The following is a 25,821-nucleotide window of genomic DNA, read 5'->3' on the forward strand; positions in this document are numbered from 1 at the left end:
CTGCGGCGGGCAAAGCCCGCCGCAACCGCAAAAAACAAAAAATGAGCTCAAACAAATGCTTCCAATCACGGCTAGGGTGGTAGTCATAAATTCAACATTGTGTAATAATCAAGACAATTTATCTTCCAAAAAAAATTTAGACTAAATAAAATTGAAAGTAGAAAGAAGTTTAATTAAAAAGTAATACAAACTTATCTGAAAAACTTCTTACCTTCATACCAAAATTGAGATATGAAAAATTTATTTACTATTTTAATTATTCCCTCTTTTTTAATAGGTGGTTTAGCAAAGCTCAATCACTTGCAGGGAAATGAAATGAAAGTTCAGCATTCATCACTGAATAAGAATCAGATAGGATATCTTTTCTTTAAAGTGGAAAAAGACAAATCTGGGGCTGAAAAAGTAACTTTGCAAGATCAAAAAATCAGTGAAGGAAAATTGAAATTTACTCCGACTTATGATAGAAATTCTGCGAATATTGGAGATTTCATCATTACATTAACCAATGCAAGCGGTAAAGAAATCGTAAAGCAAAGTATTGAAGACCCTTTGAATCCTGTAATGGAAAGCTTTGAAGATACCATCCAAAGAACAAAATTATCGCTTCAAAATGCTGAATTCAGTATCAGATATCCACATTCTGCAGAAGTGAGTATGGTAAAAGTTGAAAAAATTACCAACGGAGGAAATCAATTGTTATTAACTCAAAAACTATAATCATGAAAAAAACTTTATTTTCCCTATTTATTAGTTCATTCTGTTTTGCTCAGGTTTTTGAGACAGTGCCTATTCTGCAAAACGGAACCAATGATAAACGCATCAACATTGCTGTGATGGGAGACGGTTTTACCGCAGCCGAGCAAACAAATTTTGTGAATTCTGCTCTTAGTACGGTAAATTATCTTTTTACAAAAAGTCCTTATAAAGAATATAAAAACTATTTTAATGCGTATGCCATTAAAGTAATTTCTCCCGAATCTGGTGTAAAGCATCCTGGAACGGCAACAGATGTTACAGAGCCTGTATTTCCGGTGAGTAATCCAAATAACTATTTCAGTTCTTCTTTTGATAATGGAGTTCACAGATGTTATTATGGGAATACAACAAAAGTTACTCAGGTTTTACAAGCCAATCTTCCAGATTATGATGCAACCTATATTCTCGGAAATTCTGCAGAATATGGTGGTTGTGGTGGAACGTATGCCTTTGCAACGCTTGACCCTTCTGCAAATGAAGTTGTAGTTCATGAGCTTGGACATTCTTTTGGAAAATTAGCAGATGAGTATTGGTTTGCGGGCACTGGAGAATCGCCAAATAAAACTCAAAATTCTAATGCTGCTACCATCAAATGGAAAAACTGGGTAGGGCAAAATGATGTAGGAATTTACCCTTATACAGAAAGTCCTACATGGTTCCGTCCTCATCAAAATTGCGAGATGAGATATTTGAACAGAGAGTTTTGCTCCGTATGTACAGAAACGCTGATTGAGAGAATCCACTCGTTGGTTTCACCGGTTGATTCATTTACGCCAGCAAATTCAAGCACATTGAACGGAAATTCAAATGTAACATTTACGGTGAATGAGATTTTACCAATTCCTAATACTTTAACAAATACCTGGACGCTGAACGGAACACCACTTTCATCAACAAGCAATACGGTAACGCTTACTCCGGCTCAATTGAATGGCGGAAACAATACACTGCTTTTTTCGGTGACAGACGGAACTTCTTTGGTAAAAGTCGATAACCATTCTGCAGTTCACTTTGCAACGGTAACGTGGACGTTGAGTAAAGCTGTGTTGGGAACTTCAGATGTGAGAGCAGAAGAAAGAAGGTTCGGGATTTATCCAAACCCGGCAAATAATGAATTTTACATCAAAGGAAAACAAGATTTTGGAAAAAATGTAAAAGTTTTATTTTATGATGCCTCTGGAAGAGTAGTTACTGTAAAACATGAATTAAAAGATGCTGCAACTATTTTTGTAGACATCAATGCAGTTCCAAGTGGAGTTTACACATTGGCTGTAAGTGAAAATAATGGTTTAATTATTTCTCAGAAAATTGTGAAAGAATAAGTTTAAACTTACAAATATTTTAAAATCGATTCTATTTAGAGTCGATTTTTTTGTTTAAATAATTAATTTTTTCTCATTAATAGGAATCCAATTGTCATCATGACGAAGAAGAGTGATCTTGTCAACTAAGAAATTAGTTTTGTATTCTTTGTCTCTATAAATTTCCCAAGCCTTCAAATAGTTTTCAAAACTTAAATTTCTGTAACCAACCGTAACATGGGGATGGAAGGAATATTTAATAAAATTAAACTGCTGCTGTACACGAAGATAAAGTTCATTCAAATGATTATTTTCTTCGGGTTTTACGAATAGAACAGGGTTTTTAGGATTAGAAAAACTTCCGAAACCATTTAATGTAATTTCAAATGGAGGAATTGTGGTATTAATCTTCTCAAATGCAATATGAATATCTTTTTCTAAATCTAATTCTCTATTAAAAGGCGGAAACAAAGTAATATGGGCATCATTCTTCAATGCTTTTGAATTATCATAATTCAAAGCCAAATCCTGCTTGAAAATTTTGATTTCATCAATAATTTCTTGAGGTGGATAAATCGCTATGAAGTATAACTTTTTCATTTTATAAATTTAAAAAACTAAAATAAATTTTGATGCATAAGAAAATTATGTATAGATTTGCTAGGTATTAAAAGATAAAAATTGAAAAAGAACAGTCTTTATAAAGGAACTCTTCAAAACATCATTTTAAAGCTGCTTGCCAAAGACGTGAAAATGTACGGTTATCAAATTACGCAGCGGGCAAAAGAACTCACACAGGGCGAATTGGAGATGACAGAAGGTGCATTATATCCTCTACTGCATAAGCTGGAAGCAGATGGTATGATAACTTCTGAAGTTCAGAAAATTAACGGAAGAGATCGTAAATATTATCTTTTAACGGAAAAAGGTAAGGCGCAACAGGTAGCGCAGGAAAGTGAAATGAAAAATTATTTATTCAATTTAAACACAATATTTAATATTTAATAAAAACTCAAACGATGATTACAGCTGAACAGGAAAAACAAATAACAGACTATCTTATTTTTCAAAAGCTTCCTTTAGATGTTTTATTTGAAGTAAAAGACCATATGATTGCGCAGGTTTTGGATATTCAGATGAATGAAAATATCAATTTTGATGAAGCTTTTCGTAAAACGGTAGAATTATGGAAAGATGAATTTAAAATGACCTCTTACTACGCTTTCTATGTAGAAAAAATTCCTGTGATTGTAAAGAAAATTGTAAAAGAAAGATATAATAGGATTCTTAAAAAATCATTTTTGTTAGGATTGGTTTCTTTTGGGATTAATTTGATTTTAATTTATTCGGCAAATAGCTCAGAAATGTACGCTTCACTTTTCAAAGCGCAAAATTGCATGTTTTTATTTGCTTTACTTTTTGTTTTATCTACGAACTATAAAATGAGACAGTACCTCAAAAAAGATTTTAAATTCAAAGGGAAGTCATTTTATACAATGTATCAGCAAAACATGAGTCTGTTGATTGTGTGTATTACCTCGCTGATGCAAATTGTTTCAAGAGATGCAAAGTATGCTTTTTCGCTTTTTAGAATGGGAGATTTCGCGCATATTTCTTCTTCATTATTTACGTTGATTTTTCCATTTTTGGTACAAGTGATGACGATATTTTATCTCATCAACTTCTTCGAACATAAAAAAACAATCATCAGGCTTAAAAATAATCTAAAAACTGCCGATTAATTTTTATATTTTGAGTTGAGAAGCAAGCGTATCAATTTTCATTTCATGAATAGTGTTTTCCACAATATCTGCGATTTTCTTTACTTCTTTATGAGGTTTAAAAATTAAACCTTTTCCACTTTGCTCATCGGCAACGTTAGATAAAATAATCACCGAAGTTTTAGTTTCAGGATAGTAAATATTCAAAGAAGGCGAACCTTTGATATAGCCACTGTGGAAAAAAGATAACGGCTTGCCAAGGTTGATCATAATCCCATAACCGTAGCCCATTTTGCCAAAAATAGCATGATTTCTTTGTGAAGTTTTGGAAGTGAATTGCTTCAGAGTTTCCGGCTTTAAGATTTTTCCGCCATACAATGCATTATTCCAGATATGAAGATCATCAATGGTTGAAAGAATTCCTCCGGCAGGAATTCCTATCTCTTTACTGCCTAATCTTTTCGGCATATTTTCAATTTTTTCGGCATATTTTCCATTGCCAACGTGCGCGCCTGCGAAATTTCCACCTTTAAAAAGATCCCCTGTTGAAGAATGATTCATCCCTACTTTTCTGAAAAGCTCCATGATATTGTCGTCATAGGTTTTTCCTGAAACTTTTTCCACAATTTTTCCTAGGGCATTAAAACCGTCATTAGAATAATAAAAATCTGACCCACTTTTAAACATCAATTTTCCTCCGAAAGTATTTAATCCAGAAGTGTGATTCAAAAGCTGATGAATATTGATATTTTCGTACTCTTTCGATTTAAAATTATCTAAATATGTTGAAACTTTATCTTCTAAATGTAGTTTTCCCTGCTCCATTTGAAGCAAAACCAAAACAGCGGTAAACTGCTTACTTACCGATGCAATGGCAAAAACTGAATTTGGGTCAATCTTCGTTTTAGTTTTAAAATCAAGAAAACCATTTTCTTTGCGGTAAAGTTCGGTAGAATCTTTAAAAACAGCGACGCTTCCGTTAAAATTATATTTTTTGAAAACTGAATCTATCTGTTGCTTCAAAAGATTTTTTTCAAAGGTTGTGATGGTAGAATCTACAATTTCGTTTTTATTGATGGGTTTTGCAGGAGGAATATCATTCTTGCAGGAAATAAAATTAACGAGAATTGAAATTAAGGCGAATAAATAAAGTGTTTTTTTTGTCATTTGATGTAGGAAATAATTTTTTAAGCAACATTGTATCTCAAAAATAAGAAAAAACCTCCTAATTTTAATTAAGAGGTTCGGTTATATGATATAATCTTATCTGAAATATAATTTCCATCTCTGCCACCTTAGGCATGATAACTATGAAGTCAAATCACAAAACCAGAAAACATATTCTCCGTCTTCGTCATTTTCATCAGATTTTGGTTTAGAATAGGTTTTCTTTACAACTTCTCCGATTTCAAACTGAACCGGGTTTTTGAAAATAGGACCATCAAAAGTGAAAGTATGAAATTCTCCGTTTTCACCGCAAGGATCTACTTTTTCGGGTAAATCTTTAATGAAATCTTTATCAATAATTCTTCCAGCAAAGCTTTTGTCTAAATACGTTCCGTTCACGCAGGTTACGATGGTTTTAAAGCTTAAATTTAAAAATTCATGAATAAGTTCGCCCGTATCTATTTTCCACAAAGGAAAAGCGCCTTCCATTCCGATGGATTGCAATTGATCTTCACGATATTTTCTCAAGTCCTCCAAAAAAATATCTCCAAAAATAGAATGGGTAACGCCTTGAGATTGTATTTCATTCATCGTTTTAGACATGATTTCGCTGTATTCTTTCATCGAAGGCTCTTTCGGGATTTCTATTTTAATTAAAGGAAAGCCTAAACTTTCTGCCTGTTTTTCCAGTAAAGAAACATGAACGCCATGCATGGAGATTCTTTGAAATTCTTTATTAATGCTTGTTAGCAAAGAAATAATTTCAAATTGATCTTCTTTTAAAGTTTTATATAATGCAAGGGCAGAATCTTTTCCGCTGCTCCAGTTGAAAATGGCTTTTGGTTTCATATTAAAAATAAAAATCTCCCAAAAATAGGGAGATTATGTGAATTACTATTTTTCAACTTCTTTAAGAGGAATAAAACCTCCGTTTAAATAATCTAGTTTTAATTCAAATGGAACCGAAGAAGATCCGGATGCGATTAACCCACCAATGATACCAAAAAATGCTGAGGCTAATACGACATCTCCAGTTTTAGCTGTAGATTTTATTTTTCCGGTGAAATAATAATCATCTTCTCTTTTCTCTGCTTTTGAAAAAACATCTTCCATAGGCAAATAAATGTAAGGTGCTCCTTGATAGACAATCGCAAAAGTGTTATTTTTTTTGATTTCCTTGTCTTTTCCATCAATGGTCTCGTAAATTTTAATGATTTTTGATGTTTTTCCATAAAATTTAGCATTTGAAATCAATTTTTCAGATGGCTGCTGATTCTTGAAAGAATTATAATCTGTATATATTCCTTCTTTCAGTTCATTAGAGTTGTAGAGTGCTAATTTTTGTTTTTCAATTTCATCAAAATTTTTAATGTCTTCGAAGGTATATTGATCAGTTGGAACTGCTTTTTTAGATATATTCTTACTGATAAAATTACTTACCATCTCACTGCCTTTTCTCATCGTGGCTTTAGTAACATCCATAGATGAATGATCGATAACAGAATCTATTTTATCAATGTATGAATACGCTCCATTATCATTTTTTGCAAATAAATAGGCTTGAAAATAACAGTAACCATGTTCGGAAAAGGCTCCTGTAAGCTCTGCAAAATATAATTGTTTAAGATACATTACAATTGTACCTTCTTCAGTATTCTCTCCGTTGATTTGATTTAATAAATTTTGAAACTGAACTGCAAGACTTGTCGTAGGAACCACCCTTGCTTTTGTATTAAATGCTCCTTTTTGCACAATTCCCAACGATGTAGAATCGGCTCTAGCATCTATGAGCTTAATGGTTTTATAATAACTTTTTTCAAGTTTTTTCTCAGGAAAGCTGATTGTAAAATCTTCAGTTCTCTTTTGAGCATAAGCTGAGGATGATATGACGATTCCTAAAAACAGTAAAATATACTTTAAATTATTTTTCATAGCTATTTTTAATTTTTGCGTGAAATTATAAAAAACTCTTGAAGAGAAAAATAGACTTTGTGAAAATTAAATTTTTAAACAACAAAAAACCTCAAAGAAAATTTCCTTGAGGTTTTGATTTAAAGTATTACTTCTTTATCATTTTTTTATTTGTAATTAATTTTCCAGACTTGTTGAAAATTTCTACAATATAATTTCCGGAGGGTAGTGATCCTATTTCAATTTTATTAGATAAAAAAGTTGGATTTAACATCAATTTTCCGCTTATATCATATATTTTAGCAGATGATAATTGTTCATTTGTATCAACTATAATAAAGTCATGAGCTGGATTAGGATACATTTTTATATTATTTACTATTTGCAAATCTTTTACTCCTAAAGCGCCCATTTGTGCTAATTCTGCTATATAATAATTATCTCCACCGATGCTATTAATTGCTTGCCCTTTAATAGATTGTGCCCATGTGTTACCTGCTATGAATATTTTATTGCTTGAAAGGATTGATATTTTTTGATTATAATCATTGAATGAACTTTGAATAATTGGCTCAATAAAGCTTAAACTCCCATTTGAATTAAATTTAATAATATTGGAAGAATATGTACTCATTGGATGTTCGTTTCCTTCAATTGTTATTTTATCAAACCATCTTCCATAAATATAAGAATTTCCTACTTCATCAATATCAAACTGATTGGAATCATACGTGCCTGATGTGAAAATAGGACTAGACCATAATACATTTCCTGTTTTAGAGACTTTTGATACGGCATTGGCTATACTCTTATTTGGATAAGGATTTGTATGATACATTCCATTAATTGTTAAAAATGATGGATTAGGAGTTGCTCCTGCCGACGCTATTACTTCGTACATTATAAAATTAGTTCCATCATATTTTACATCATTAAGCCAGCTATATTTATTTGTACCAACAGGTATATTTTGATAAAAGTTTTTACCCCAAATAGGATTGCCTAAACCATCGAATTTTACCATTAGAAAATTAAAATCATCTTCGTTTCCTTGAATTTGAATATTTCCAACATTAAATGTATGATCAGAATTGATGTTAAAAGGTTCATAGAAAGCATACATTTCATTATTTTCATCAAATAAGATTGATCCTATCCAATAACTTAAGTCATCAATACTTTTTGTGTAAATAATATTTCCTGTCTGCCCATTTAATTTTACAATAATGCTATATATTGAGCTTAATTGTTGATTGTCAAAAAGCAAATTGGTTCCCTGATTTTGTCCTATCCAAACAATAATGTCACCATTTCGGTCATAAAATGAAGAAACCTTAGGATTTGTAAGGGAGACAATGCTTTTTTTCCATTGTAGTTCTCCTGTATTAGATAGTTTTATTACCTCGTATGCATTGTTGACTAAAGGTATTTCTACACCATTATTACTTTTAAAACTACTATTATTAGATGTCGGAATAGTATAAATAATTTCACCTTGACTATTTAAATCTATAATGTGATTGTTGTCATAACTTGCTGGCATAATATCCGATGAAGTAATATAGGATTGCCATTCAAGATTTCCAGCTGAGCTTAATTTTGAAAATACACTAATTTTATTGGCTCCTGTATCAATAGTATTTCCAAAAATATTTACATTTCCAGATGCTACTGTGTTAGAATATATGCTGCCGTCTACCTGTTTTTTTAGATAGCTAGATGTTATAGTTTGGGAGAGAGCATTGCTGTTTGACTGAAATAAATTGTTTAGTTGTAGATTCTGAGCTTTTAAATTATAATTCAAGATTAATAATAAGCAAAAAAATATTTTTTTCATTGTTGTAATTAATTTTGTGCGAAAATATAAAATCTTGGTAAGATAGTCTCCTCTAATTATGATTAATTTAAAATATCAAACCTCAAAGAAAATTCCTTGAGGTTTAATTATATAATTTTTAAAACAAGTAGTAGTAAAAAATTGTCTGCCCGACTACGGGCCTACATATTTCTTCTGTACTTACCACCCACTTCAAACAAAGCATTGGTAATCTGCCCAAGTGAACAATATTTCACGGCATCCATCATCACTTCGAATAAGTTTTGCTGATTGATGGCAGCGTGTTGTAAAGTTTTCAGAGCTTCTGCAGATTTATCTTGATTAGAATTTTGGAAATTATGGAGCATTTCAATCTGGAATTGCTTTTCTTCCTCAGTCGAACGGATCACTTCTCCTGGACGAACCGTTGGCGAACCGTCTTTTCCTAAGAACGTGTTTACCCCGATGATTGGATATTCTCCTGTGTGTTTCAACCATTCGTAATGCATTGATTCTTCCTGAATTTTTGAACGTTGGTACATCGTTTCCATCGCTCCAAGAACACCACCTCTTTCCGTGATTCTGTCGAATTCTGTATAAACAGCTTCTTCCACCAAATCCGTCAATTCTTCAATAATAAATGAACCTTGAAGTGGATTTTCATTTTTCGCCAAACCTAATTCTTTATTAATAATCAACTGAATCGCCATCGCTCTTCTTACCGATTGCTCAGTCGGAGTTGTAATCGCCTCGTCATAAGCATTTGTGTGCAATGAATTACAGTTATCGTAAATTGCGTAAAGTGCTTGAAGAGTTGTTCTAATGTCATTAAAATCAATCTCTTGAGCATGAAGTGAACGACCTGAAGTTTGGATGTGATATTTCAACATCTGACTTCTTTCGTCGGCTCCGTATTTCAATTTCATTGCTTTTGCCCAGATTCTTCTCGCCACACGTCCGATTACTGAATATTCAGGGTCGATTCCGTTGGAGAAGAAGAATGATAAGTTGGGAGCAAAATCGTTGATGTCCATTCCTCTTGATAAATAATATTCCACATAAGTGAAACCATTTGCCAACGTAAATGCCAACTGAGAAACCGGATTTGCTCCCGCTTCCGCAATATGATATCCTGAAATCGAAACGGAGTAGAAGTTTCTTACTTTTTCTTTGATGAAATATTCCTGAACATCACCCATCAATCTCAAGGCAAATTCAGTAGAGAAAATACACGTGTTTTGAGCTTGGTCTTCTTTTAAAATATCTGCCTGAACAGTACCGCGAACAGTTGCGATGGTTTTAGCCTTAATTTCAGCATAAGCTTCCGCAGGAATTACTTCATCTCCCGTAATTCCTAATAATTTTAAACCTAAACCATTATTTGAAGGAGGTAATTCTCCGTTATATTTTGGTCTTGCCAAACCTTTATCGTCGAATTTTTCCTTAAGCTTAGCCTCAACCTTAGCCTCAAGATTATTTTCAGCAATATATTTTTCAACATTTTGATCGATGGCAGTATTCATAAAGAAAGCCAACAACATCGGAGCTGGACCATTGATTGTCATTGAAACTGAGGTCAATGCATTCACCAAATCAAATCCTGAATATAGTTTTTTAGCATCATCCAACGTCGCAATCGAAACTCCCGCATTTCCAATTTTACCATAAATATCCGGTGGTAAAGCAGGGTCTTGTCCGTACAATGTTACCGAGTCGAAAGCTGTAGACAAACGTTTTGCAGGCATTTCCGCAGAAACGTAGTGAAATCTTCTGTTGGTTCTTTCAGGACCTCCTTCTCCGGCGAACATTCTCGTTGGATCTTCACCTGTTCTTTTGAAAGGATAAATTCCGGCTGTAAAAGGGAATCCTCCTGGAAGATTTTCCTGGCCTTTCCATTTGATCAAATCGCCCCAATCGTTGTATTTTGGTAACGCAATTTTCGGAATTCTTAAATGGGATAAAGATTCTGTTGAGGTCTCCACCTTAATTTCTTTTCCTCTTACAAAATAGGAGTAGAACTCTTCGTGGAAAGACTTTTTCGTATCTTCCCAGGTTTTTAGGAAGTCGATGTTTTCCTGTTGAAGTTCTTTTTCTGCTTTTTGATATTCGGCGTCTAAAGTTTCATTAGAAATAATTTTTTTAACGCCCTCAATATGATACATTGTTCTGGCTAATTCAGCCTGTTTTTCAATGTTCGCATCATATTGTTTGTTGTTTTCAACGATTTCAGAAAGATAACGAGCTCTTTTTGGAGGAATAATCGTTACTTCGTCCGTAATTTCCTGTTCAACAAAACCTTGTAAATTTAAATCTGAAAACTTATCGTTTACTTTTGAAATTAATCTGTTGTATAATTCCGTTGTTCCGTGGTCGTTGAACTGAGATGCTTTTGTCGCATAAACCGGCATTTCATCCAATGGTTGTTCCCACAGCAAATGGTTTCTCTGGAACTGTTTCCTAACTGCTTGAAGCGCATCAAGAGCTCCTCTTTTATCAGATTTATTGAGTGCCACTAAATCTGCATAATCCAACATATCGATTTTTTCCAACTGTGTAGAAGCTCCATATTCAGGAGTCATTACGTACATTGAAACATCAGCGAAATCTGAAACTTCCGAGCCAGATTGTCCGATGCCTGAAGTTTCTAAAATGATAACATCCGGATGAGCCAATTTCAATACATTTAAAGCAGAATGAATGAACGGAGAAACAGAAACGTTGTTTTCTCTCGTCGCCATAGAACGCATATAAACTCTTGGATCATTGATCGCGTTCATACGAATTCTGTCTCCCAAAAGTGCACCTCCGGTTTTCTTTTTTGAAGGGTCGATGGAGATAATCGCAATTTTTTTACCAGGGTTTGAACGTAGGAATCTTCTTACCAATTCATCCGTTAAAGAAGATTTTCCGGCTCCACCTGTGCCCGTGATACCGATGATTGGAATATTTAAATCTTTTGATTTTTCGTCGATTGCGGCAACCAATTCAGGTTTTTCTTCTGAGAAGTTTTCAACAGCAGAAATGATTTTAGCAATGCTTGTAGAATTTTCAAAACTGATGGAATCTAAATCGTTTGCCGTAACTTCTTTTCCTGTTGCGAAATCTGATCTTTTCACCAAATCGTCGATCATTCCTTGTAAACCAAGTTCACGACCATCGTCCGGAGAATAAATTCTGTCGATTCCGTAAGACATGATATCTTCGATTTCTTCAGGCAGAATTACACCGCCACCGCCACCAAAAATCTTGATTTGCGGAGAGTTTTTCTCTCTTAAAAGGTCGTAGATATATTTGAAATATTCGTTGTGACCACCCTGATAAGAAGTAAGGGCAATCGCGTTGGCATCTTCCTGAATCGCTGTATTTACAACTTCCTCTGCCGATTTGTCGTGGCCAAGGTGGATCACTTCGCATCCCGTTCCCTGAATCACACGACGCATGATATTGATAGCAGCATCGTGACCGTCGAATAAGGATGCGGCCGTCACGATTCTTACTTTATTTTTTGGAGTATATTTTTGGGTTTCCATAAATAGTATGAGAATTTCTGAATTCTCCAAATATAATAATAAAATAAAAATAGCTGGTTGAATATAATTTATTGAATTTCATTTAATTAAATAAATTGTTTAAATCATGCTGATCCAAAATAACAAACATTCGTTTAGCATAAGATCGAGATTAATTATATTCTCAGATTAAAATCTTTATTTTTGCATCATATTATATAAGGTATGAAAAAGGCATTGCTCTATTTTGCGTTGGGAACGGTTTTAAGTTTTTTGATTAATTATTTCTTTTACAGTTCAGAAAATTTGGGACTTGATATTTATTATGCTTTGGCTTTCGGTATTGCCTGGGGAATTGCATATTATCTGGATACTCCCGATTTCACTTTACCACAAAAATTAGGTTTATCATTTGTTGCGATGGCTATTTTAGTGGCTGTCGGAACTTTATTATTTAAGCTGGAATTGGCTATTCCTTCGATTTTGAAGTTTTCAACGGTGTTTGTGGCGTACTATTTATTTGCAAGCTTTAGAGGAAGCAAATCTTTGAGAAAATAGATTTTTAAATAAAATATATGAAAAGAGACCGTTTATAATGCGGTCTCTTTTTTATTTAATGAATCATCAGGAAACTTACCAAAGCAAGCCCGATGACTAAGAATGTAAATGCAAAGAAATTGATGGTGAACAATATCCAACCAATAAGCATGCTTACCACTCCGTGGGTGTGATAAGTGCGTCGGTGGGCGATGAAAAAATATAAAAGACTGTAAATCGTTAATGCCGCGATAATTAAATATAAAATCATATTGATTACTACAATATTTATTGTATTTGATAACTTAATGATGAGTGATGTCACCAATATATTCAGCAATAAAAATGAAAAATAATGCAGTGTAAAAATACCGTGATCAAAATACCACCATTTTTTCTTGTTGTGAAAAATCCATAAAAAGAATGCAAATAGCGGCAGATAAATAAAAAGAGCTTTCGGTAAGTTATGAAAGGATGTTTCGGCCAGATTTTTAAGTATTTCTCCTTTTGAAATGCCTTTTTCTTTAAGTTCGAAAAATTTGTGCGCAATAGGTTTATCAATAAAATTAAAGATGGACGGGTTTTTTGCTAAAGCAGAATCATAAGACCTTTTATTTAGGTATCCTTTAAAGTCGGAGGATTCATCAATTTTACCACTCATTTCAAAAGCGTTTTCAAAATCTTGAATTTTCGAGGAATCAGGGACCAGAGCGCTCATTTTTTTTAACGTCAGAGAATCTTGTGTGCTGAGGTTTTTTCCAGCTTTGATGCTGTCGATGATTTTTTGTGCATCGGTAGTTTTTAACTGACTCAATAAACTTTCTTTGTCAGGGTTTTTAGGATCCTCTTTTGTTTTAAAGTTTAAATTAAATAGAGGAAATAGCGCAAACATGAAAAAAGTAATGAAGCTGACAAAAATATAAAGCTTCACGGGAGGAACGAATTTTTGCCTTTTTCCTTCGAGATAAATGCTTGTTAATTTTCCGGGTTTTAATGCCAGATTTTTTAATGTTCCCCAAAACTGTCCATCGTAATGCGTAAAATCTTCTACGAAGTGGGTAAAGAGATAGTGAAATCTTTGTCGGGTTTCGATGTTTTCCTGTCCGCAATGGGGGCAATATCTTTCTTCAACGTGATGTTCGCAGTTCAGACACGTCTTGTTCTCTCTAAGTTTTCCGTGGCTCATAATTTGAGTTTTGGGCAAATGTAAATATTTTAAATAATAAAATTTATCTTTTACGTTAAATTGATTTTAATTTAATAACAAAAAAGGGTATTCTGATTATTTGTCGTAAAAATATATTTGCTTTCAGGAATAGAATAAAAAAAGAGTTTATCCCCAGTAAACTCTTTTCAGTTGTGTTTTTAGAATCTTCGAAATTTTTTCATCCAAAAATCTTTTTACAATATTTATGCCAATAATAACTTTTATAGATAAAATCTGTTGAATCGTTTAAACTAATGAAGGCTTTTAGGATTAAATAAAATAAGTTTTTGCAATCCAAAAATAATTTGTACCTTTGCACACCCTTTTAGGGGGAAATTATGTTTAATCTTTAACTAAAACGTGTGAATACATTAAGTTACAAAACTGTTTCAGCGAACAAAGCTACTGCTAATAAAGAATGGGTTGTGGTAGACGCTGAAGGACAACCGTTAGGAAGACTAGCTTCTACGGTTGCAAAGATTTTGAGAGGTAAGCACAAAACGAACTACACACCTCACGTAGATTGTGGTGATAACGTAATCGTTTTGAACGCTGGGAAAGTAACTCTTTCTGGAAACAAGTGGAACGATAAGACTTATATCTGGCATACAGGTTACCCTGGAGGACAGAAGTCTATGACTGCAGCTGAACTTCAAAAGAAAGATTCTTTAAAAGTATTAGAAAAATCAGTAAAAGGGATGTTGCCTAAAAACAGACTTGGAGCTGCTATTCTTAAGAATCTTTATTTATATGAAGGAACTGAGCACAAACATGAAGCTCAACAGCCTAAAACAATTAATGTTAACGAATTTAAATAATTAATTATGTCTATAGTTCACAAAATCGGAAGAAGAAAAACTTCTGTAGCTAGAGTTTATGTAAAACCAGGTTCTGGTGTTATTACAGTAAACGGTAAAGATGCTGCAACTTATTTCTCTACAGACGTGATGGTTTACAAATTAAACCAGCCGTTTATCCTTTCTGAAACTGTTGGTCAGTATGACGTTACCGTAAATGTTTTCGGTGGTGGTAATACAGGTCAGGCAGAAGCTATCAGATTAGGTATTTCTAGAGCACTTTGCGAAATTAATGCTGAATTCAGATTAGCATTGAAGCCTGCAGGTTTACTTACAAGAGACGCAAGAATGGTGGAAAGAAAGAAGCCAGGTCAGAAAAAAGCAAGAAAGAGATTCCAATTCTCAAAACGTTAAGATTTGCTGTTGGCGAATGGCTTTTAGCTATTGGCTTCAGGAATTTATTAAATTTTTTTTAAACTTAATCTCGGTGAAAAGCCAATTGCTAAAAGCAAAAAGCCATACACCAATTGCCCGTTACGTTTAGCATCCAAACGCTTCTCCCATCTAAAGAAGTTGTTGATTGTTTAAAAAACGGAAAGTAAACTAACAAAAACAGAAAACATGGCAAAAGCAAATGTAAAAGACCTTCTAGAGGCTGGTGTACACTTCGGTCACATGACTAGAAAGTGGAACCCAAATATGGCTCCATACATTTTTATGGAGAAAAATGGTATTCACATTGTAGACTTACATAAAACAGCAGTTAAATTAGATGAAGCTTGTGGAGCTTTAGAAAAATTAACTTCTGCAGGTAAAAAAGTTCTTTTCGTAGCTACTAAAAAGCAAGCGAAAGAGGTAGTTGCTAAGCACGCTGCTGAACTTAATATGCCTTATATTACAGAAAGATGGCCTGGTGGTATGTTAACAAACTTTGTAACTATCAGAAAGGCTGTTAAGAAAATGAACTCTATCGACAAAATGAAAAAAGATGGAACGTTCGAAACTTTATCTAAAAAAGAAAGATTACAAGTAGACAGACAAAGAGCTAACTTAGAGAAAAACTTAGGTTCTATCTCTGATATGGTTCGTCTTCCTTCTGCAATCTTCGTTGTAGATATCATGAGAGAACACATCGCGGTAACTGAAGCTAAGAAATTAGGTATTCCAGTTTTCGGTATTGTTGATACAAACTCTGACCCAAGAAAAGTAGACTTCGTTATCCCAGGAAACGATGATGCTTCTAAATCTATCGATATGATCTTGAGCATTGTTTCAGAATCTATCAAAGAAGGTCAGTCTCAGAGAAAAGCTGATAAAGAAAAATCTAAAGAAGAAGGAGAAGTAGTATCTGCTGATAAAGATGCTGATTTCGATGCTGAATAATTAAAAATTTTCTTTAACTATAGAAAAAACCACTGAATCAACGATTCAGTGGTTTTTTGTTTTAATTATTTCGAAATTCATTTAGTTTGAAAGCGTAATATTATAAGAGCTTGTAACAAATTTTGTTTTGTTGTAAACAGCATTACAAATCGTTCCCGACAACGTATAATTTTGGTTTTTCATCACCATTGCTGAACCTATTTTATTCGCACCAATCGGGATTTTCTTAAAATAATTGTTTCCGCTTATCGTTAAAACCATATTACAATTCGATTTATTTTCGACTGTAATTGATGTTTTTTGGCTGTCTTCAGAGCCATTTAATAAATCTGTTAATACTTCTGCCGTTTCCGATTTATAAGTCTTTATTAAAGTCTGATATTCCCTTTCCGTTTGGCTTGCCGATGTATTGCTGCTTCCCGTATTGACAGAAGGTTTGCTGTTGCCATTGGCAGGATAGGTCGTTCTGTGATAAGTTGGGCTGCAACTGTTCAATAGTACAACATAAAGCATCAAAAAAGGGAATAATAACTTCTTCATTTCACAATTTTAAACTGTAAATTTAAGTCTTTACTTCTTTGTCATAGTATTTTTTTCTACAGGATTATTCAATGTGATAAAAACACCCTTTTTTATTTCCTTTTTTGAGCTGTATTGTAAATCGCAAACATTACTCGTTAAAACATAATCATCTTTTTTTACCACAATAAAATTTTCTCCTTTAGCGGGAACAGCCAAATTATAAAACTCTTTTCCCTGAATTCTGAGAATGATATTACAATCGGAACTGTTCTTACATAAAAGAATAGCTTCATTGCTGTGAACGTCTTCATTAAACATGGCATTTAAAAGCTTTACGGTTTTATCCTTGTGCTCGCTGCTGTTTTCTGTAATTAAACGTTTAAATTCCTCCGCATCAGAAGCGTTTCTCATTACACTGTTTGGAATATCCACAATAATAGGACGAGCCTCCATAGGTTTTGCATTCTTTGCTCCTTTTGTCCATGCCTGATTTTTTAGCGATACCAACTTGGGCTTCAGAACGCTTCTTCTGGGATCTTCCGGATGAGCCACTTTTAAAAATTCTTCTATTTCCGGGATGCTTGTGCTTTTAAGAATGTTTTTGAAATTTTTCTGAGCGTAAAGCAGATTGCTTACCGTCATTAAGAATAATGACAGAACGAAAATGTGTTTTTTCATCATATGTGATTTTAATAGATTTCATTTGTGTGTTGAAGTATAGATATGACGATAAGAGACTGTAAGTTTTTTACAATCTATCGTTTTTAAGGTTTAAAAAATTTACCTTATTTCTTTAAAAATAGAATAATTTTTTAATGTGCGTGTGTTAGAAAATTTTTTCATCATTTTGTTGTTGTTTTTAGTTAATTCTGAATTTTATATACGTAATTGTCTTTCCTTTAGAAGAAAACAATTCTTCGTAATACGTTCTGATATCTTTTAGGTGAGGCGTATCGGGATTATATTCCACCGCTCCGTAAATATCATGATGTGCAGTAATGATCTCATAGCCTGCACCTTGTAAAAAGCCTAATGTATAGCCATGAAGAAATTCTGAATCGGTTTTTAAATGCACAATTCCCCCCGGTTTAAGAAATTTTTTATATCTCTCTAAAAAATCAGGATGCGTTAATCTATGCTTTGTACGTCTGTACTTTATCTGAGGATCCGGGAAAGTAATCCAGATTTCATCTACTTCGTTTTCAGCGAAATAATATTCAACCAATTCAATTTGAGATCTTAAAAAAGCCACATTATTCATCCCGTTTTCAACTGCTTCTTTAGCGCCGAACCAGAATCTTGCTCCTTTAATATCAATTCCGATAAAATTTTTCTCAGGGAAAGTTTTTGCAAGCCCTACAGAATATTCTCCTTTTCCACAACCTAATTCAAGAACAATAGGATTATCATTTTTAAAGAAATCTTTTCTCCAATTTCCTTTTAATGCGAAACCATTTAAAGCTTCGTCTCTTGTTGGTTGAATTACGTTTGGTAATATTTTGTTTTCAGCAAATCTTGCTAATTTATTCTTGCCCATGATTAAAAAATAAAATCTTGCAAAAATAGCAAAAAATAGAGGAAATCATACTGCTTTTGGTCTTAAAAAACAGTATGAATGATTATTTTCAGATAAAAATCTAAATTTTTATTTTTTAGAAGAACTTCCTAATGCCACGATCAAAGGTTTCTGAATTGTTTTCTGTGAAGCATATTGTGAGCCGCAAACAATGCTGGTGAAAAGATAATCTCCTTTCTGAATGACAATCGCATTATCACTATGTGCGGGAATGGGAAGTCTGTATTTGGTGGTTCCGATGCCTTCCATTCTGACGATAATATTGCAGTCAGATTTATTTTCGATCATCACAATACATTCTTTCGCGTTCGGGTCGTTATCAAAAAGAGAGTTTAATATTTTTACAGTTTTATTCTTATGTTCCACAGGGTTTTCTCCCATCAGCATATTAAATTCTGAGGCTTCGGTATCGGCTATCACTGCATTTGTAACGGTAGGCGTGGCGGCATAAACGTTTTGCGAAGCACTTGGCGTATACACAATAGCAGATTGCCCAACCTGTAATTCTTTCTGATATTTTAGAATTTGTTTTTGCTTAATAATAGCATTCATTTCATCAAAAGAAATCTTGGTAGACGGCCTTCGTTTCAGCATGGCAAGCCAATCCTGCATTTGTCTTACTTTTGTGTCGCCGGGAGGTGCATTTTTAATATAATCCTTAATCATATCCATCACTCTTGGTTTCAAGACGGATCTTCTGGGGTCATCCGGATGTGCATCTCTAAGAAAAGCATTGATTTCGTAAATATTTTTACTTTTAAGGATATTGCTGTAATCTTTCCCTCTCGATTGTGCCGAGAGACTAACGAATAACGCTGTACTAAAGAGTAAAAGTAATTTTTTCATTCACACTAATATTTAGTTAAGGTTTGGTGATCTTAATTTGGCATTGGTTATTAGTGATTAATTTATAAACGGAAGAATAAAATTTTTATTTTTGACACCGCTTTGTGAGATAAATGTAAGGATATTTTTAGAAGATAAAAAAATGTGCACTATAAAAATTTTATAATGCACATTTTATTAACAAGATTAGTATATTATCTTACGACGTCCTGAAGGTGAGAGTTTCTCAATCTTCTCTGGTAAATCGGTAAGTATTTTTCGATGGGGATTTTTACAGCTTCGAAATTGCCAGCCATAATATAAGGCTCAATATTTTCTGAAGTATAAACGAACTGTAGGAAATTATCAATTAAATTTTCAGGAATTTTGAATCTTGTGAAGTAATCTTTACCCATATAGTTTTTAATCTGAGTAATAGAGCTGTTCATTTTCTCGTAGGCAATATAACGTTGCTTTTTCTTTCTTTCTCCTGAAAGAATATCGTAAATGCTTTCTAAACTGAAAGTAAGACCACCATCCCGAAGCCCGGCAACAGGAAGTTCTGGCGGATTTCCATCTCCTTTAGGTTCTGGCAAGCCGATTACTTTTTTAATTGCTAATGCTTTGTCTTCTTTTCGTAAAGCGTTGACGTCATATCGTAAATTTCCGGTAGGTTTGAATCTGCTGATTACCACTTCCTGAATATCGTGATAGGCAATTTTAAGCTCGATAAAATTTCGGTTGCCTAGCATTTGCGGGGTTAGTTTTACATCTTTTCTTTCCGTAACAATGGAGGTAAAGCGGATAACGTCTCCCGGATTTGCCTGAATATTAAAATCCCCGTTGTAATCTGTAAGAACGGTTTTCTGGGTATTAAGATTGGTAACATATACCTGATTAAGGTACAAAACGGAATTATCTCTTAAGAATACTTCTCCGGAGTATAATTGTGCATTCACTTTTACCAAAAAAGTCAATAGCAGTAGAGTAATAAGTTTATTCATATATAATGAGGCAAAATTACACAGAAATCCCTCAATTTATACCTAATTAATTAGTGAAAAGTGGTTAAAGTTATATTAAACTTTTATAGTAAACTGTTAAGGAATGTTATAAGCTTTCATTTTAAATATAAAATCTATGAAAATAATATTGTTGAAGGCATTTTATTATCTGTTTTTAATAAGAAGCCAGCTGGTGTATTTTACTTTGGTAGGCGAACCAAATTCACTGAAACTGATGAAATACCAATATGTTGCCGTGTTCACAGGTCTGTCTTTGATGTTTCCGTCCCATTTGAAATTATTAGCCGGAGTTCCTCGGAAAACTTCAGCACCGTAACGGTCAAAAATTCTGAATTCAAGATTTTCTTTGGTCATGAGTTGTGAGTAGTCGATAGAATCATTAGAACCATCAAGATTTGGCGTAATGGCATTAATTAAATTAATGATCGTGAAATCTCTTTTAATATCCTCACAATTCTGAGAATCTCTTACAAATATCGTATGAACACCTCTCGGAACATTCGTGAAAACGTTTGTACTTTGCCAGCTCACCCCATCCAAAGAGTACTGATAAGGAGGAGTTCCGCCACTTACACCAATGGTAACCGTTGTTCCGTTGATGTCAATTAAAGAGATCACGGGAAGCGGAGATTCTGTAATATTTACATGCTGTCTGTAAACACATCCATTGAAGGTAAGATCTACCCAATAACTGCCTACGCCAACGTTATTAATCGATGGTGAAGTTGCTCCTGTGCTCCACAGATAGCCGTCAAATCCAGGGCCTGCATCTAGTGAAGTCGTCGTTTTAGGACAAATAATTTTATCAAATAAAATGTCTGATTTTTTTGAAGTTTTAATATTGATGGTAATTGAAGCAATTTCCGGACAGGAATTTGGTTTTTCAAATCTGATATAAATCGTCTGATTGCCTGAAATATTTACCGGATTATTAATTGGTGAAACATTATTTTGAGCGTTTGATAATGTATCAAAAAAGCTATAAGTAACTGTAGGATCTGTAGTAAACTGTGTTATAAATGGTATTAAATCTACAGCTTTTACGGCATCAAGATCATCATCGCAAACGGTTTCCGTTACATTTGTTCTTAACAACGGTAATCTTGCCCCAATACTGAAAGTTAATGGCTGAACCACCGGCGGACAACCATCTGGAGAATCTACACGAATGTAAATAGTAGTGGTCGCTGTATAACTCCAGTTATTCGGAAGGGTATTTGTATTTCCTGCATTAGCATCCGTTAAGCTTCCGTAATATCTGATATTAGTGAAGAAGCTCGGATTATTTAAAACAATCGGAGTGATATTGGAAAGAATTACCGTAACTGTTCCGTCAAAATTATCATCACAGAAAACTCCATTATAGTTTTGAACAATCACTGCAAGATTAAATAAATTCAACGTGATCTGAGCAATGGTTTTACATCCCAAAGTATTTTTTACAACCGCATAAACAATGGTTCCGTTTGGAGCAGTGTAATTGGTGGTGGCTGTAATTAAAGCTGCAGCGTTTTCATTCTGAGCATCAAGTAAAGTCGGGTAGTAGGTAATAGTGGTTCCTGTAGTCGTGGAGACATTGGCCGTTGTGAGATTAAATGTACCTTGTCCGTTCACATTACAAGCCGATAACGTTACATTTTGGGTAACAAGAGCTTGAATATTAATGGTTACGGTTATAGTTTCACAATCTGTAAATTCAGGATCATTTCCGCAGAAAGTATAAGTAAACGTATCTGTTCCCACCGTTCCCGGATTGGTAACTGTATACGTAATGATTCCAGTTGTAGGGTTTACTGTTGCCGTACCTAACGTTGGCTGAACAGTAACGGCCACTGTAGAGGCAACCGGAGTTTGAGCTGAAGTTGTAAATGCCGGAGTAATCACTTTATCGGTACAAACATCATACGTTGCTGTACTTTGTTTCATACAATTCAACACTTTGTATTGTGCCGATACCAGCGGCGCGCAACTTCCCATGGTTACAGAGCAGGTATAATAACCCGACTGAACAGGGGAGATGGAAGAATTGGTAGCCCCCGGAATGATATTTCCGTTTCTGTACCATTGATACGTGTCGTAAATAATAGGATCTATCGTTAAAACGATTCCGGGAGCACAATCGCCTCCGGATTTTAAGATTACAGGTTGCGTAGGAAATCCTGCGAAAAAACCACCGTAGCCCACGGCATCACTTCCCGCGGTAATTCCTGCTGTAATGGCTTTATCTGAAATTACCGTAATGGTTCCCGTAACATTTGGAATTCCGTAAGTTACCCAATTATTGGTTCCCGTCATGTTGAACGGCCCTGTGCTGGCTGGTGGAAAATTTCCGTTTACGGTGACCACCGCGCCGCGTTCTGTGATTAAATTTAATTTGGTTGGAATATTTAAAATCCCAGATGGATTATTATTGGAATGAACAAAGTTTTCATTAATAAAACCTAGCTCATTGATTTGCTTGGGTAAATAACAATTCAGAGCCGGAATAAAATTAAAACCTCCCGTAGCTGTTTCGTTTCCAGATCCTGAGTCACCCGCTAAAATCTGATAAACGTATGCATTTTTGGAAGTTTTCATATATAAATTATAATGACCGCTCCCTTGTAGCTGATATTTGCTATCCGGGACTACATAATATTGTCCCGTATTAATAGTCGCAACCGGCGGAATTTCATTATTTACATAAATCTGCGTGTTATCTTCAGTGGCTACTACGATGGCGCCTTCCATATTGGCTCCTACATTTCCGTTACCTTTTACCAGGGCAAATTCGCTTCCCAATCTGTCAACAGGAACCGCTTGGTCCATCAGAATATCTGAACTGGAAGGGAAATTTCCTGCATATTGACCATTAAAATTACCATTCGTAATATTTACATTTTTGTTTGAAACAATTTTAGCCCCGATAAACCCATCTGCATTTCCGGAAAGGTTGCCAACTCCATCAATAATATAGGATTGCCCTTTATTCAGTGTGACCGTCATCGTAGGAGTGGTTGTTCCCGTGGTTCCGTTAGAAAACTGAGTGGTAGGTTTATAATTTGAAATCGTAACCGTTGTATTATCTTCTGTAGCCAAAATACTCGTCATGAAATTCAAAATAGGATTAATGACCGTAATAGGGGCTGTAGCTACATAAAATAGCTTTCCGGTAGAGGGAATTCCTTTTGAGGTAATGATTTCTGCGTGATTAAAAACTGAAAATCGAAGGTTGGCATAAAAAGGAAATTCTGCCTTCAAATAAAGTCCTTTTGTGGTTGGAGTAAATAAATCGGTCTGCTGAGTGGTGATGATATAATCTCGTAAAACATCAAATTTCTGAGGATTATTTTTGCTGATATTTACCGTTCCGATTAATATATTATTGTTATAAATGCTTACCGGAAAGGGTGTTGTACGGTTGGTAGACATATAAAGCTTCTGATACTGATTGGGATTTCCCGTTCTGTCGACCATAGGCGCAAACCAATGTTCTCTATCTAATTGAGCAAAAGTAGTAGAGAAAATATAAAAGATAAGAAAAAAGGATAGAATTTTCTTCATTCAGCAGTTGATTTATCACAAATTTAATAATAAAAACGATTATTATGTTGAAAAAACAATAAAAAACCATGATTTTAAAATCATGGTTGTGAAATGGTTACTTATAGTTTATAAATCATTTTATTCTCTCAAAAACTCTTTGAGGAATTTTAGATTGATCCTTATTCTGAGATTTCATTAATTCGATATATTTTTTGTAATTCTTTTTGGCTAAATCTTTATCATTTATAGCCCAGTAATTATCTGCTAAATTAAGATAGGCTACAACTCGGCTAGGAAATTTTTGGATGATTTTTTTTAGTAAAAATATACCTGCATCAAATTTATTTTCTTTCTCTAATTGAAATGCTAGGTCATTATATTTAGTCACTGAAAAAGAAGTGATAGGATAGGTATTTAGCAAGGAAAAAATAAATTCTTTCGTGTAGAGATCTATATTTTTCTTTAATTGTATATTCTTAATGATATTACTTACTAATTCTTTATTGTCCATTTTTACACAAACTTTTTCATTGCTTTTTTTATTTTCAATTTCGCATACTTTAGTATTTAGATTATCAGAAGAAGTCTCAATTGATTTAGAAAGCTTCCACTTATTATTGTCATAAGTATAAAAATATTCAATTGTTTGCCCGCCTGCGCCACTAAAGATATTTTTAATATAAAGTACATTACTATCTTCAGCAAATCCCATAATTTTTACAGGAAAATATAAGCCATCCATTGTGTAATTATCACCCTGAAAAACTTTATTGTACTGGTTTCCGTTTTTTATATAAAATAACAATTCATTTCCTTCTCTATTTGAAGCAACTTTATCTTTAACTCCATCTTTATTGATGTCAATATCAAATATTTGAGAGGATGAATTTTTACTAATCTCATGATATGAATATTCTTGCCCTTGTAGCGAACAGAAAAATATTAGACTAATTATTATTAATACATTTTTCATGTTTTTTCGGAATATCTTCGCTCTAGCAAATTTTGCCTATGATTATTTCTATTGCGTTTATTATCTGTTTGTTCTGTTTGCTTTGTTTTTTAAAAAGAGATTTGCACATTTTTCAGAATAATCAGAAACTATTTTTTCCTCGAAATTTTCGAAAAAAGTTTTAGGGAAAATCATTTTTGCTTTAATTGTAGGAATCTTTATCAATTTTTCTCTTCTTAAGTCATAATAATTCCAATTTCCGATGTAGTTCTCTGTTAATAAATTAACACTTGATTCACCGCTTCCGTCATTATTTGCAGGACCAAATTCATATCTACTCATCCCAATAAGTTGTATTTTCTTTTCAAGTTTATTATATCTAAACTGGCAAGCATATCCGGCTCTCATCCAATCAATATCAAGTTCAAATCCATTTTTAGTAGCTCTTATACTTCCTTGTCCATCCAAAGATTCTATTTCTCCGCTATAAATTTTTTTAAATTTTTTCGTAGAGAGCTGTGCAATTAATTTCAAATTTTCAGCATCAATAGAGATTGTATCTTTAATCCCATCTGCATCTATATCTTGGATAATTTTTTCCTGGGCTGTAAATGAGTTTGTTATTAACAGTATAAATAGTATTATAAAATTATTTGTCATTTTTTATTTATAGAAATCAATTTGTCATCTTAATGTATTTATCAGAGATTGATATCATTGATAAATGATCATAATAAAAAGTAAAATTTAGATATGCTTTTTTATTTCCTTTGTACAATAAAATGATATATCCAATGGCATTTTCTTTTGGAACACTAACTAGGAAGTGTTGATGGAGATTGAGATGAAATTGGAAATATTTTTTTGAAATCTTCAATAGTTGTGAAGTAAGAAAAAGTTTTGGTTTTGTATTTAATATAAAATTTTGTTTTTTCTAAATCCACAAAACTTACATAAGCAAGTTTTCCTTTTAAATAAATAGAAGCAATATCATTACGTAAGATCTTATCAGGTCGAGTAAGAGAAAAGGGAATTTTTTCATATTGTACATGGTTGCTATTAGAAAGTTTGCCTGCATCTTTTTCAAAATCAATGATTCTTTCTCTTGAAAATATTAAAGAAAAATTGTTGACTTTAAAATCATTAATATCAGCTTTATCAAATTTACTCTGTGTGAAACAGAATCTTGAGATTTGAAAGATAATTAAAAATATAACATTTTTCACTTTTTAGAAATATTGGGATTTGAGCATATGAAAGATTAACAATCATTATTAAAAGTATAATTATT

24 protein-coding genes are annotated in these 25,821 nt (G+C 33.4%); 8 read left to right on the forward strand and 16 right to left on the reverse strand.

Annotated elements, in window-relative coordinates; translation table 11 throughout:
* Window positions 1–231: 231 nt before the first annotated feature.
* Both ABEG63_RS00200 and ABEG63_RS00205 read left to right on the forward strand, forming a co-directional pair.
* Window positions 232–717 carry a hypothetical protein gene (locus ABEG63_RS00200; RefSeq protein ID WP_346582071.1) on the forward strand — a complete coding sequence of 162 codons (486 nt, stop codon included), beginning with the start codon at window positions 232–234 and terminating at the stop codon, window positions 715–717.
* Window positions 718–719: 2 nt separating this feature from the next.
* Entirely contained in the window at window positions 720–2,078 is a 1,359-nt protein-coding gene (locus ABEG63_RS00205) for a M64 family metallopeptidase (RefSeq protein WP_346582072.1), read from the forward strand.
* Window positions 2,079–2,132: 54 nt separating this feature from the next.
* Here ABEG63_RS00205 and ABEG63_RS00210 read toward each other — a convergent pair whose 3' ends face one another.
* Window positions 2,133–2,657, reverse strand: a complete 525-nt coding sequence (locus ABEG63_RS00210; RefSeq protein WP_346582073.1) for a 2'-5' RNA ligase family protein — start codon at window positions 2,655–2,657, stop codon at window positions 2,133–2,135.
* A gap of 81 nt (window positions 2,658–2,738) precedes the next feature.
* On the opposite strand from ABEG63_RS00210, the gene ABEG63_RS00215 reads away from it, so the two are divergent.
* Together ABEG63_RS00215 and ABEG63_RS00220 are read left to right on the forward strand one after the other, a co-directional pair.
* On the forward strand, window positions 2,739–3,062 hold the full coding sequence (locus tag ABEG63_RS00215; RefSeq protein ID WP_346582074.1) for a PadR family transcriptional regulator: 324 nt from the start codon (window positions 2,739–2,741) through the stop codon (window positions 3,060–3,062).
* Window positions 3,063–3,076: 14 nt separating this feature from the next.
* Window positions 3,077–3,799 (forward strand): hypothetical protein, encoded by a 723-nt coding sequence (locus tag ABEG63_RS00220; protein WP_346582075.1) that lies wholly within the window; start codon window positions 3,077–3,079, stop codon window positions 3,797–3,799.
* A gap of 3 nt (window positions 3,800–3,802) precedes the next feature.
* Here ABEG63_RS00220 and ABEG63_RS00225 read toward each other — a convergent pair whose 3' ends face one another.
* From ABEG63_RS00225 to ABEG63_RS00245, 5 genes are all read right to left on the reverse strand, one after another.
* Window positions 3,803–4,945: a serine hydrolase domain-containing protein gene (locus tag ABEG63_RS00225; protein WP_346582076.1), complete on the reverse strand. Its 1,143-nt coding sequence runs from the start codon at window positions 4,943–4,945 to the stop codon at window positions 3,803–3,805.
* 141 nt (window positions 4,946–5,086) lie between these two features.
* The gene (locus tag ABEG63_RS00230; protein WP_346582078.1) at window positions 5,087–5,794 is read right to left on the reverse strand and encodes a diphthine--ammonia ligase; all 708 of its coding nucleotides are present in this window, start codon (window positions 5,792–5,794) and stop codon (window positions 5,087–5,089) included.
* 45 nt (window positions 5,795–5,839) lie between these two features.
* Window positions 5,840–6,877, reverse strand: coding sequence for a hypothetical protein (locus tag ABEG63_RS00235; protein WP_346582080.1), 1,038 nt, complete (start codon window positions 6,875–6,877; stop codon window positions 5,840–5,842).
* Window positions 6,878–7,004: 127 nt separating this feature from the next.
* Window positions 7,005–8,693: a T9SS type A sorting domain-containing protein gene (locus tag ABEG63_RS00240; protein ID WP_346582082.1), complete on the reverse strand. Its 1,689-nt coding sequence runs from the start codon at window positions 8,691–8,693 to the stop codon at window positions 7,005–7,007.
* 161 nt (window positions 8,694–8,854) lie between these two features.
* Window positions 8,855–12,202, reverse strand: coding sequence for a methylmalonyl-CoA mutase family protein (locus ABEG63_RS00245; RefSeq protein ID WP_346582084.1), 3,348 nt, complete (start codon window positions 12,200–12,202; stop codon window positions 8,855–8,857).
* A gap of 204 nt (window positions 12,203–12,406) precedes the next feature.
* On the opposite strand from ABEG63_RS00245, the gene ABEG63_RS00250 reads away from it, so the two are divergent.
* Window positions 12,407–12,739 carry a hypothetical protein gene (locus tag ABEG63_RS00250; RefSeq protein WP_267406913.1) on the forward strand — a complete coding sequence of 111 codons (333 nt, stop codon included), beginning with the start codon at window positions 12,407–12,409 and terminating at the stop codon, window positions 12,737–12,739.
* 55 nt (window positions 12,740–12,794) lie between these two features.
* On the opposite strand, the gene ABEG63_RS00255 is transcribed toward ABEG63_RS00250, so the two are convergent.
* Window positions 12,795–13,904: a DUF3667 domain-containing protein gene (locus ABEG63_RS00255; protein WP_346582086.1), complete on the reverse strand. Its 1,110-nt coding sequence runs from the start codon at window positions 13,902–13,904 to the stop codon at window positions 12,795–12,797.
* A 383-nt stretch (window positions 13,905–14,287) separates the two neighbouring features.
* Between ABEG63_RS00255 and rplM the strand changes: the two genes are divergently transcribed.
* The 3 genes from rplM to rpsB all read left to right on the forward strand — a co-directional run bounded on the left by rplM (window position 14,288) and on the right by rpsB (window position 16,105).
* Window positions 14,288–14,743 (forward strand): 50S ribosomal protein L13, encoded by a 456-nt coding sequence (gene rplM, locus ABEG63_RS00260; RefSeq protein ID WP_027381190.1) that lies wholly within the window; start codon window positions 14,288–14,290, stop codon window positions 14,741–14,743.
* Between the two features lie 6 nt (window positions 14,744–14,749).
* A complete protein-coding gene (gene rpsI / locus ABEG63_RS00265) occupies window positions 14,750–15,136 on the forward strand; it encodes a 30S ribosomal protein S9 (protein ID WP_034706090.1) in 387 nt (128 codons plus the stop codon).
* A gap of 207 nt (window positions 15,137–15,343) precedes the next feature.
* Window positions 15,344–16,105 (forward strand): 30S ribosomal protein S2, encoded by a 762-nt coding sequence (rpsB, locus tag ABEG63_RS00270; protein WP_267406930.1) that lies wholly within the window; start codon window positions 15,344–15,346, stop codon window positions 16,103–16,105.
* 81 nt (window positions 16,106–16,186) lie between these two features.
* Here the strand turns inward: rpsB and ABEG63_RS00275 are convergent, their stop codons facing one another.
* From ABEG63_RS00275 to ABEG63_RS00315, 9 genes are all read right to left on the reverse strand, one after another.
* Window positions 16,187–16,645 (reverse strand): DUF6759 domain-containing protein, encoded by a 459-nt coding sequence (locus ABEG63_RS00275; RefSeq protein ID WP_346582089.1) that lies wholly within the window; start codon window positions 16,643–16,645, stop codon window positions 16,187–16,189.
* Between the two features lie 30 nt (window positions 16,646–16,675).
* On the reverse strand, window positions 16,676–17,305 hold the full coding sequence (locus tag ABEG63_RS00280) for a DUF6759 domain-containing protein (protein ID WP_346582091.1): 630 nt from the start codon (window positions 17,303–17,305) through the stop codon (window positions 16,676–16,678).
* Window positions 17,306–17,486: 181 nt separating this feature from the next.
* Window positions 17,487–18,164, reverse strand: a complete 678-nt coding sequence (gene trmB / locus ABEG63_RS00285; protein WP_267406936.1) for a tRNA (guanosine(46)-N7)-methyltransferase TrmB — start codon at window positions 18,162–18,164, stop codon at window positions 17,487–17,489.
* Between the two features lie 108 nt (window positions 18,165–18,272).
* Window positions 18,273–19,049, reverse strand: a complete 777-nt coding sequence (locus tag ABEG63_RS00290; protein WP_346582094.1) for a DUF6759 domain-containing protein — start codon at window positions 19,047–19,049, stop codon at window positions 18,273–18,275.
* 194 nt (window positions 19,050–19,243) lie between these two features.
* Window positions 19,244–20,032, reverse strand: coding sequence for a hypothetical protein (locus ABEG63_RS00295; protein ID WP_346582096.1), 789 nt, complete (start codon window positions 20,030–20,032; stop codon window positions 19,244–19,246).
* A gap of 165 nt (window positions 20,033–20,197) precedes the next feature.
* On the reverse strand, window positions 20,198–23,596 hold the full coding sequence (locus ABEG63_RS00300; RefSeq protein WP_346582098.1) for a T9SS type B sorting domain-containing protein: 3,399 nt from the start codon (window positions 23,594–23,596) through the stop codon (window positions 20,198–20,200).
* Window positions 23,597–23,711: 115 nt separating this feature from the next.
* Window positions 23,712–24,551, reverse strand: coding sequence for a tetratricopeptide repeat protein (locus tag ABEG63_RS00305; protein WP_346582100.1), 840 nt, complete (start codon window positions 24,549–24,551; stop codon window positions 23,712–23,714).
* A gap of 60 nt (window positions 24,552–24,611) precedes the next feature.
* Window positions 24,612–25,190 (reverse strand): hypothetical protein, encoded by a 579-nt coding sequence (locus ABEG63_RS00310; protein WP_346582102.1) that lies wholly within the window; start codon window positions 25,188–25,190, stop codon window positions 24,612–24,614.
* A 155-nt stretch (window positions 25,191–25,345) separates the two neighbouring features.
* A complete protein-coding gene (locus tag ABEG63_RS00315; protein ID WP_346582104.1) occupies window positions 25,346–25,756 on the reverse strand; it encodes a hypothetical protein in 411 nt (136 codons plus the stop codon).
* Between the last annotated feature and the right edge of the window lie 65 nt (window positions 25,757–25,821).

Source organism: Chryseobacterium sp. C39-AII1, assembly GCF_039672645.1.
Classification (GTDB): domain Bacteria; phylum Bacteroidota; class Bacteroidia; order Flavobacteriales; family Weeksellaceae; genus Chryseobacterium.

What these genes read in the sequence shown, in the direction of transcription:
- ABEG63_RS00290 (WP_346582094.1), bottom strand. Translation starts at nt 19,049, where the DNA reads ATGAAAAAATTACTTTTACTCTTTAGTACAGCGTTATTCGTTAGTCTC.
- ABEG63_RS00305 (WP_346582100.1), bottom strand. Translation starts at nt 24,551, where the DNA reads ATGAAAAATGTATTAATAATAATTAGTCTAATATTTTTCTGTTCGCTA.
- ABEG63_RS00245 (WP_346582084.1), bottom strand. Translation starts at nt 12,202, where the DNA reads ATGGAAACCCAAAAATATACTCCAAAAAATAAAGTAAGAATCGTGACG.
- ABEG63_RS00295 (WP_346582096.1), bottom strand. Translation starts at nt 20,032, where the DNA reads ATGAATAAACTTATTACTCTACTGCTATTGACTTTTTTGGTAAAAGTG.
- rpsB (WP_267406930.1), top strand. Translation starts at nt 15,344, where the DNA reads ATGGCAAAAGCAAATGTAAAAGACCTTCTAGAGGCTGGTGTACACTTC.
- ABEG63_RS00300 (WP_346582098.1), bottom strand. Translation starts at nt 23,596, where the DNA reads ATGAAGAAAATTCTATCCTTTTTTCTTATCTTTTATATTTTCTCTACT.
- trmB (WP_267406936.1), bottom strand. Translation starts at nt 18,164, where the DNA reads ATGGGCAAGAATAAATTAGCAAGATTTGCTGAAAACAAAATATTACCA.
- ABEG63_RS00240 (WP_346582082.1), bottom strand. Translation starts at nt 8,693, where the DNA reads ATGAAAAAAATATTTTTTTGCTTATTATTAATCTTGAATTATAATTTA.
- ABEG63_RS00235 (WP_346582080.1), bottom strand. Translation starts at nt 6,877, where the DNA reads ATGAAAAATAATTTAAAGTATATTTTACTGTTTTTAGGAATCGTCATA.
- ABEG63_RS00205 (WP_346582072.1), top strand. Translation starts at nt 720, where the DNA reads ATGAAAAAAACTTTATTTTCCCTATTTATTAGTTCATTCTGTTTTGCT.
- ABEG63_RS00230 (WP_346582078.1), bottom strand. Translation starts at nt 5,794, where the DNA reads ATGAAACCAAAAGCCATTTTCAACTGGAGCAGCGGAAAAGATTCTGCC.
- ABEG63_RS00275 (WP_346582089.1), bottom strand. Translation starts at nt 16,645, where the DNA reads ATGAAGAAGTTATTATTCCCTTTTTTGATGCTTTATGTTGTACTATTG.
- ABEG63_RS00220 (WP_346582075.1), top strand. Translation starts at nt 3,077, where the DNA reads ATGATTACAGCTGAACAGGAAAAACAAATAACAGACTATCTTATTTTT.
- ABEG63_RS00280 (WP_346582091.1), bottom strand. Translation starts at nt 17,305, where the DNA reads ATGAAAAAACACATTTTCGTTCTGTCATTATTCTTAATGACGGTAAGC.
- ABEG63_RS00250 (WP_267406913.1), top strand. Translation starts at nt 12,407, where the DNA reads ATGAAAAAGGCATTGCTCTATTTTGCGTTGGGAACGGTTTTAAGTTTT.
- rpsI (WP_034706090.1), top strand. Translation starts at nt 14,750, where the DNA reads ATGTCTATAGTTCACAAAATCGGAAGAAGAAAAACTTCTGTAGCTAGA.
- ABEG63_RS00200 (WP_346582071.1), top strand. Translation starts at nt 232, where the DNA reads ATGAAAAATTTATTTACTATTTTAATTATTCCCTCTTTTTTAATAGGT.
- ABEG63_RS00210 (WP_346582073.1), bottom strand. Translation starts at nt 2,657, where the DNA reads ATGAAAAAGTTATACTTCATAGCGATTTATCCACCTCAAGAAATTATT.
- ABEG63_RS00255 (WP_346582086.1), bottom strand. Translation starts at nt 13,904, where the DNA reads ATGAGCCACGGAAAACTTAGAGAGAACAAGACGTGTCTGAACTGCGAA.
- ABEG63_RS00225 (WP_346582076.1), bottom strand. Translation starts at nt 4,945, where the DNA reads ATGACAAAAAAAACACTTTATTTATTCGCCTTAATTTCAATTCTCGTT.
- ABEG63_RS00310 (WP_346582102.1), bottom strand. Translation starts at nt 25,190, where the DNA reads ATGACAAATAATTTTATAATACTATTTATACTGTTAATAACAAACTCA.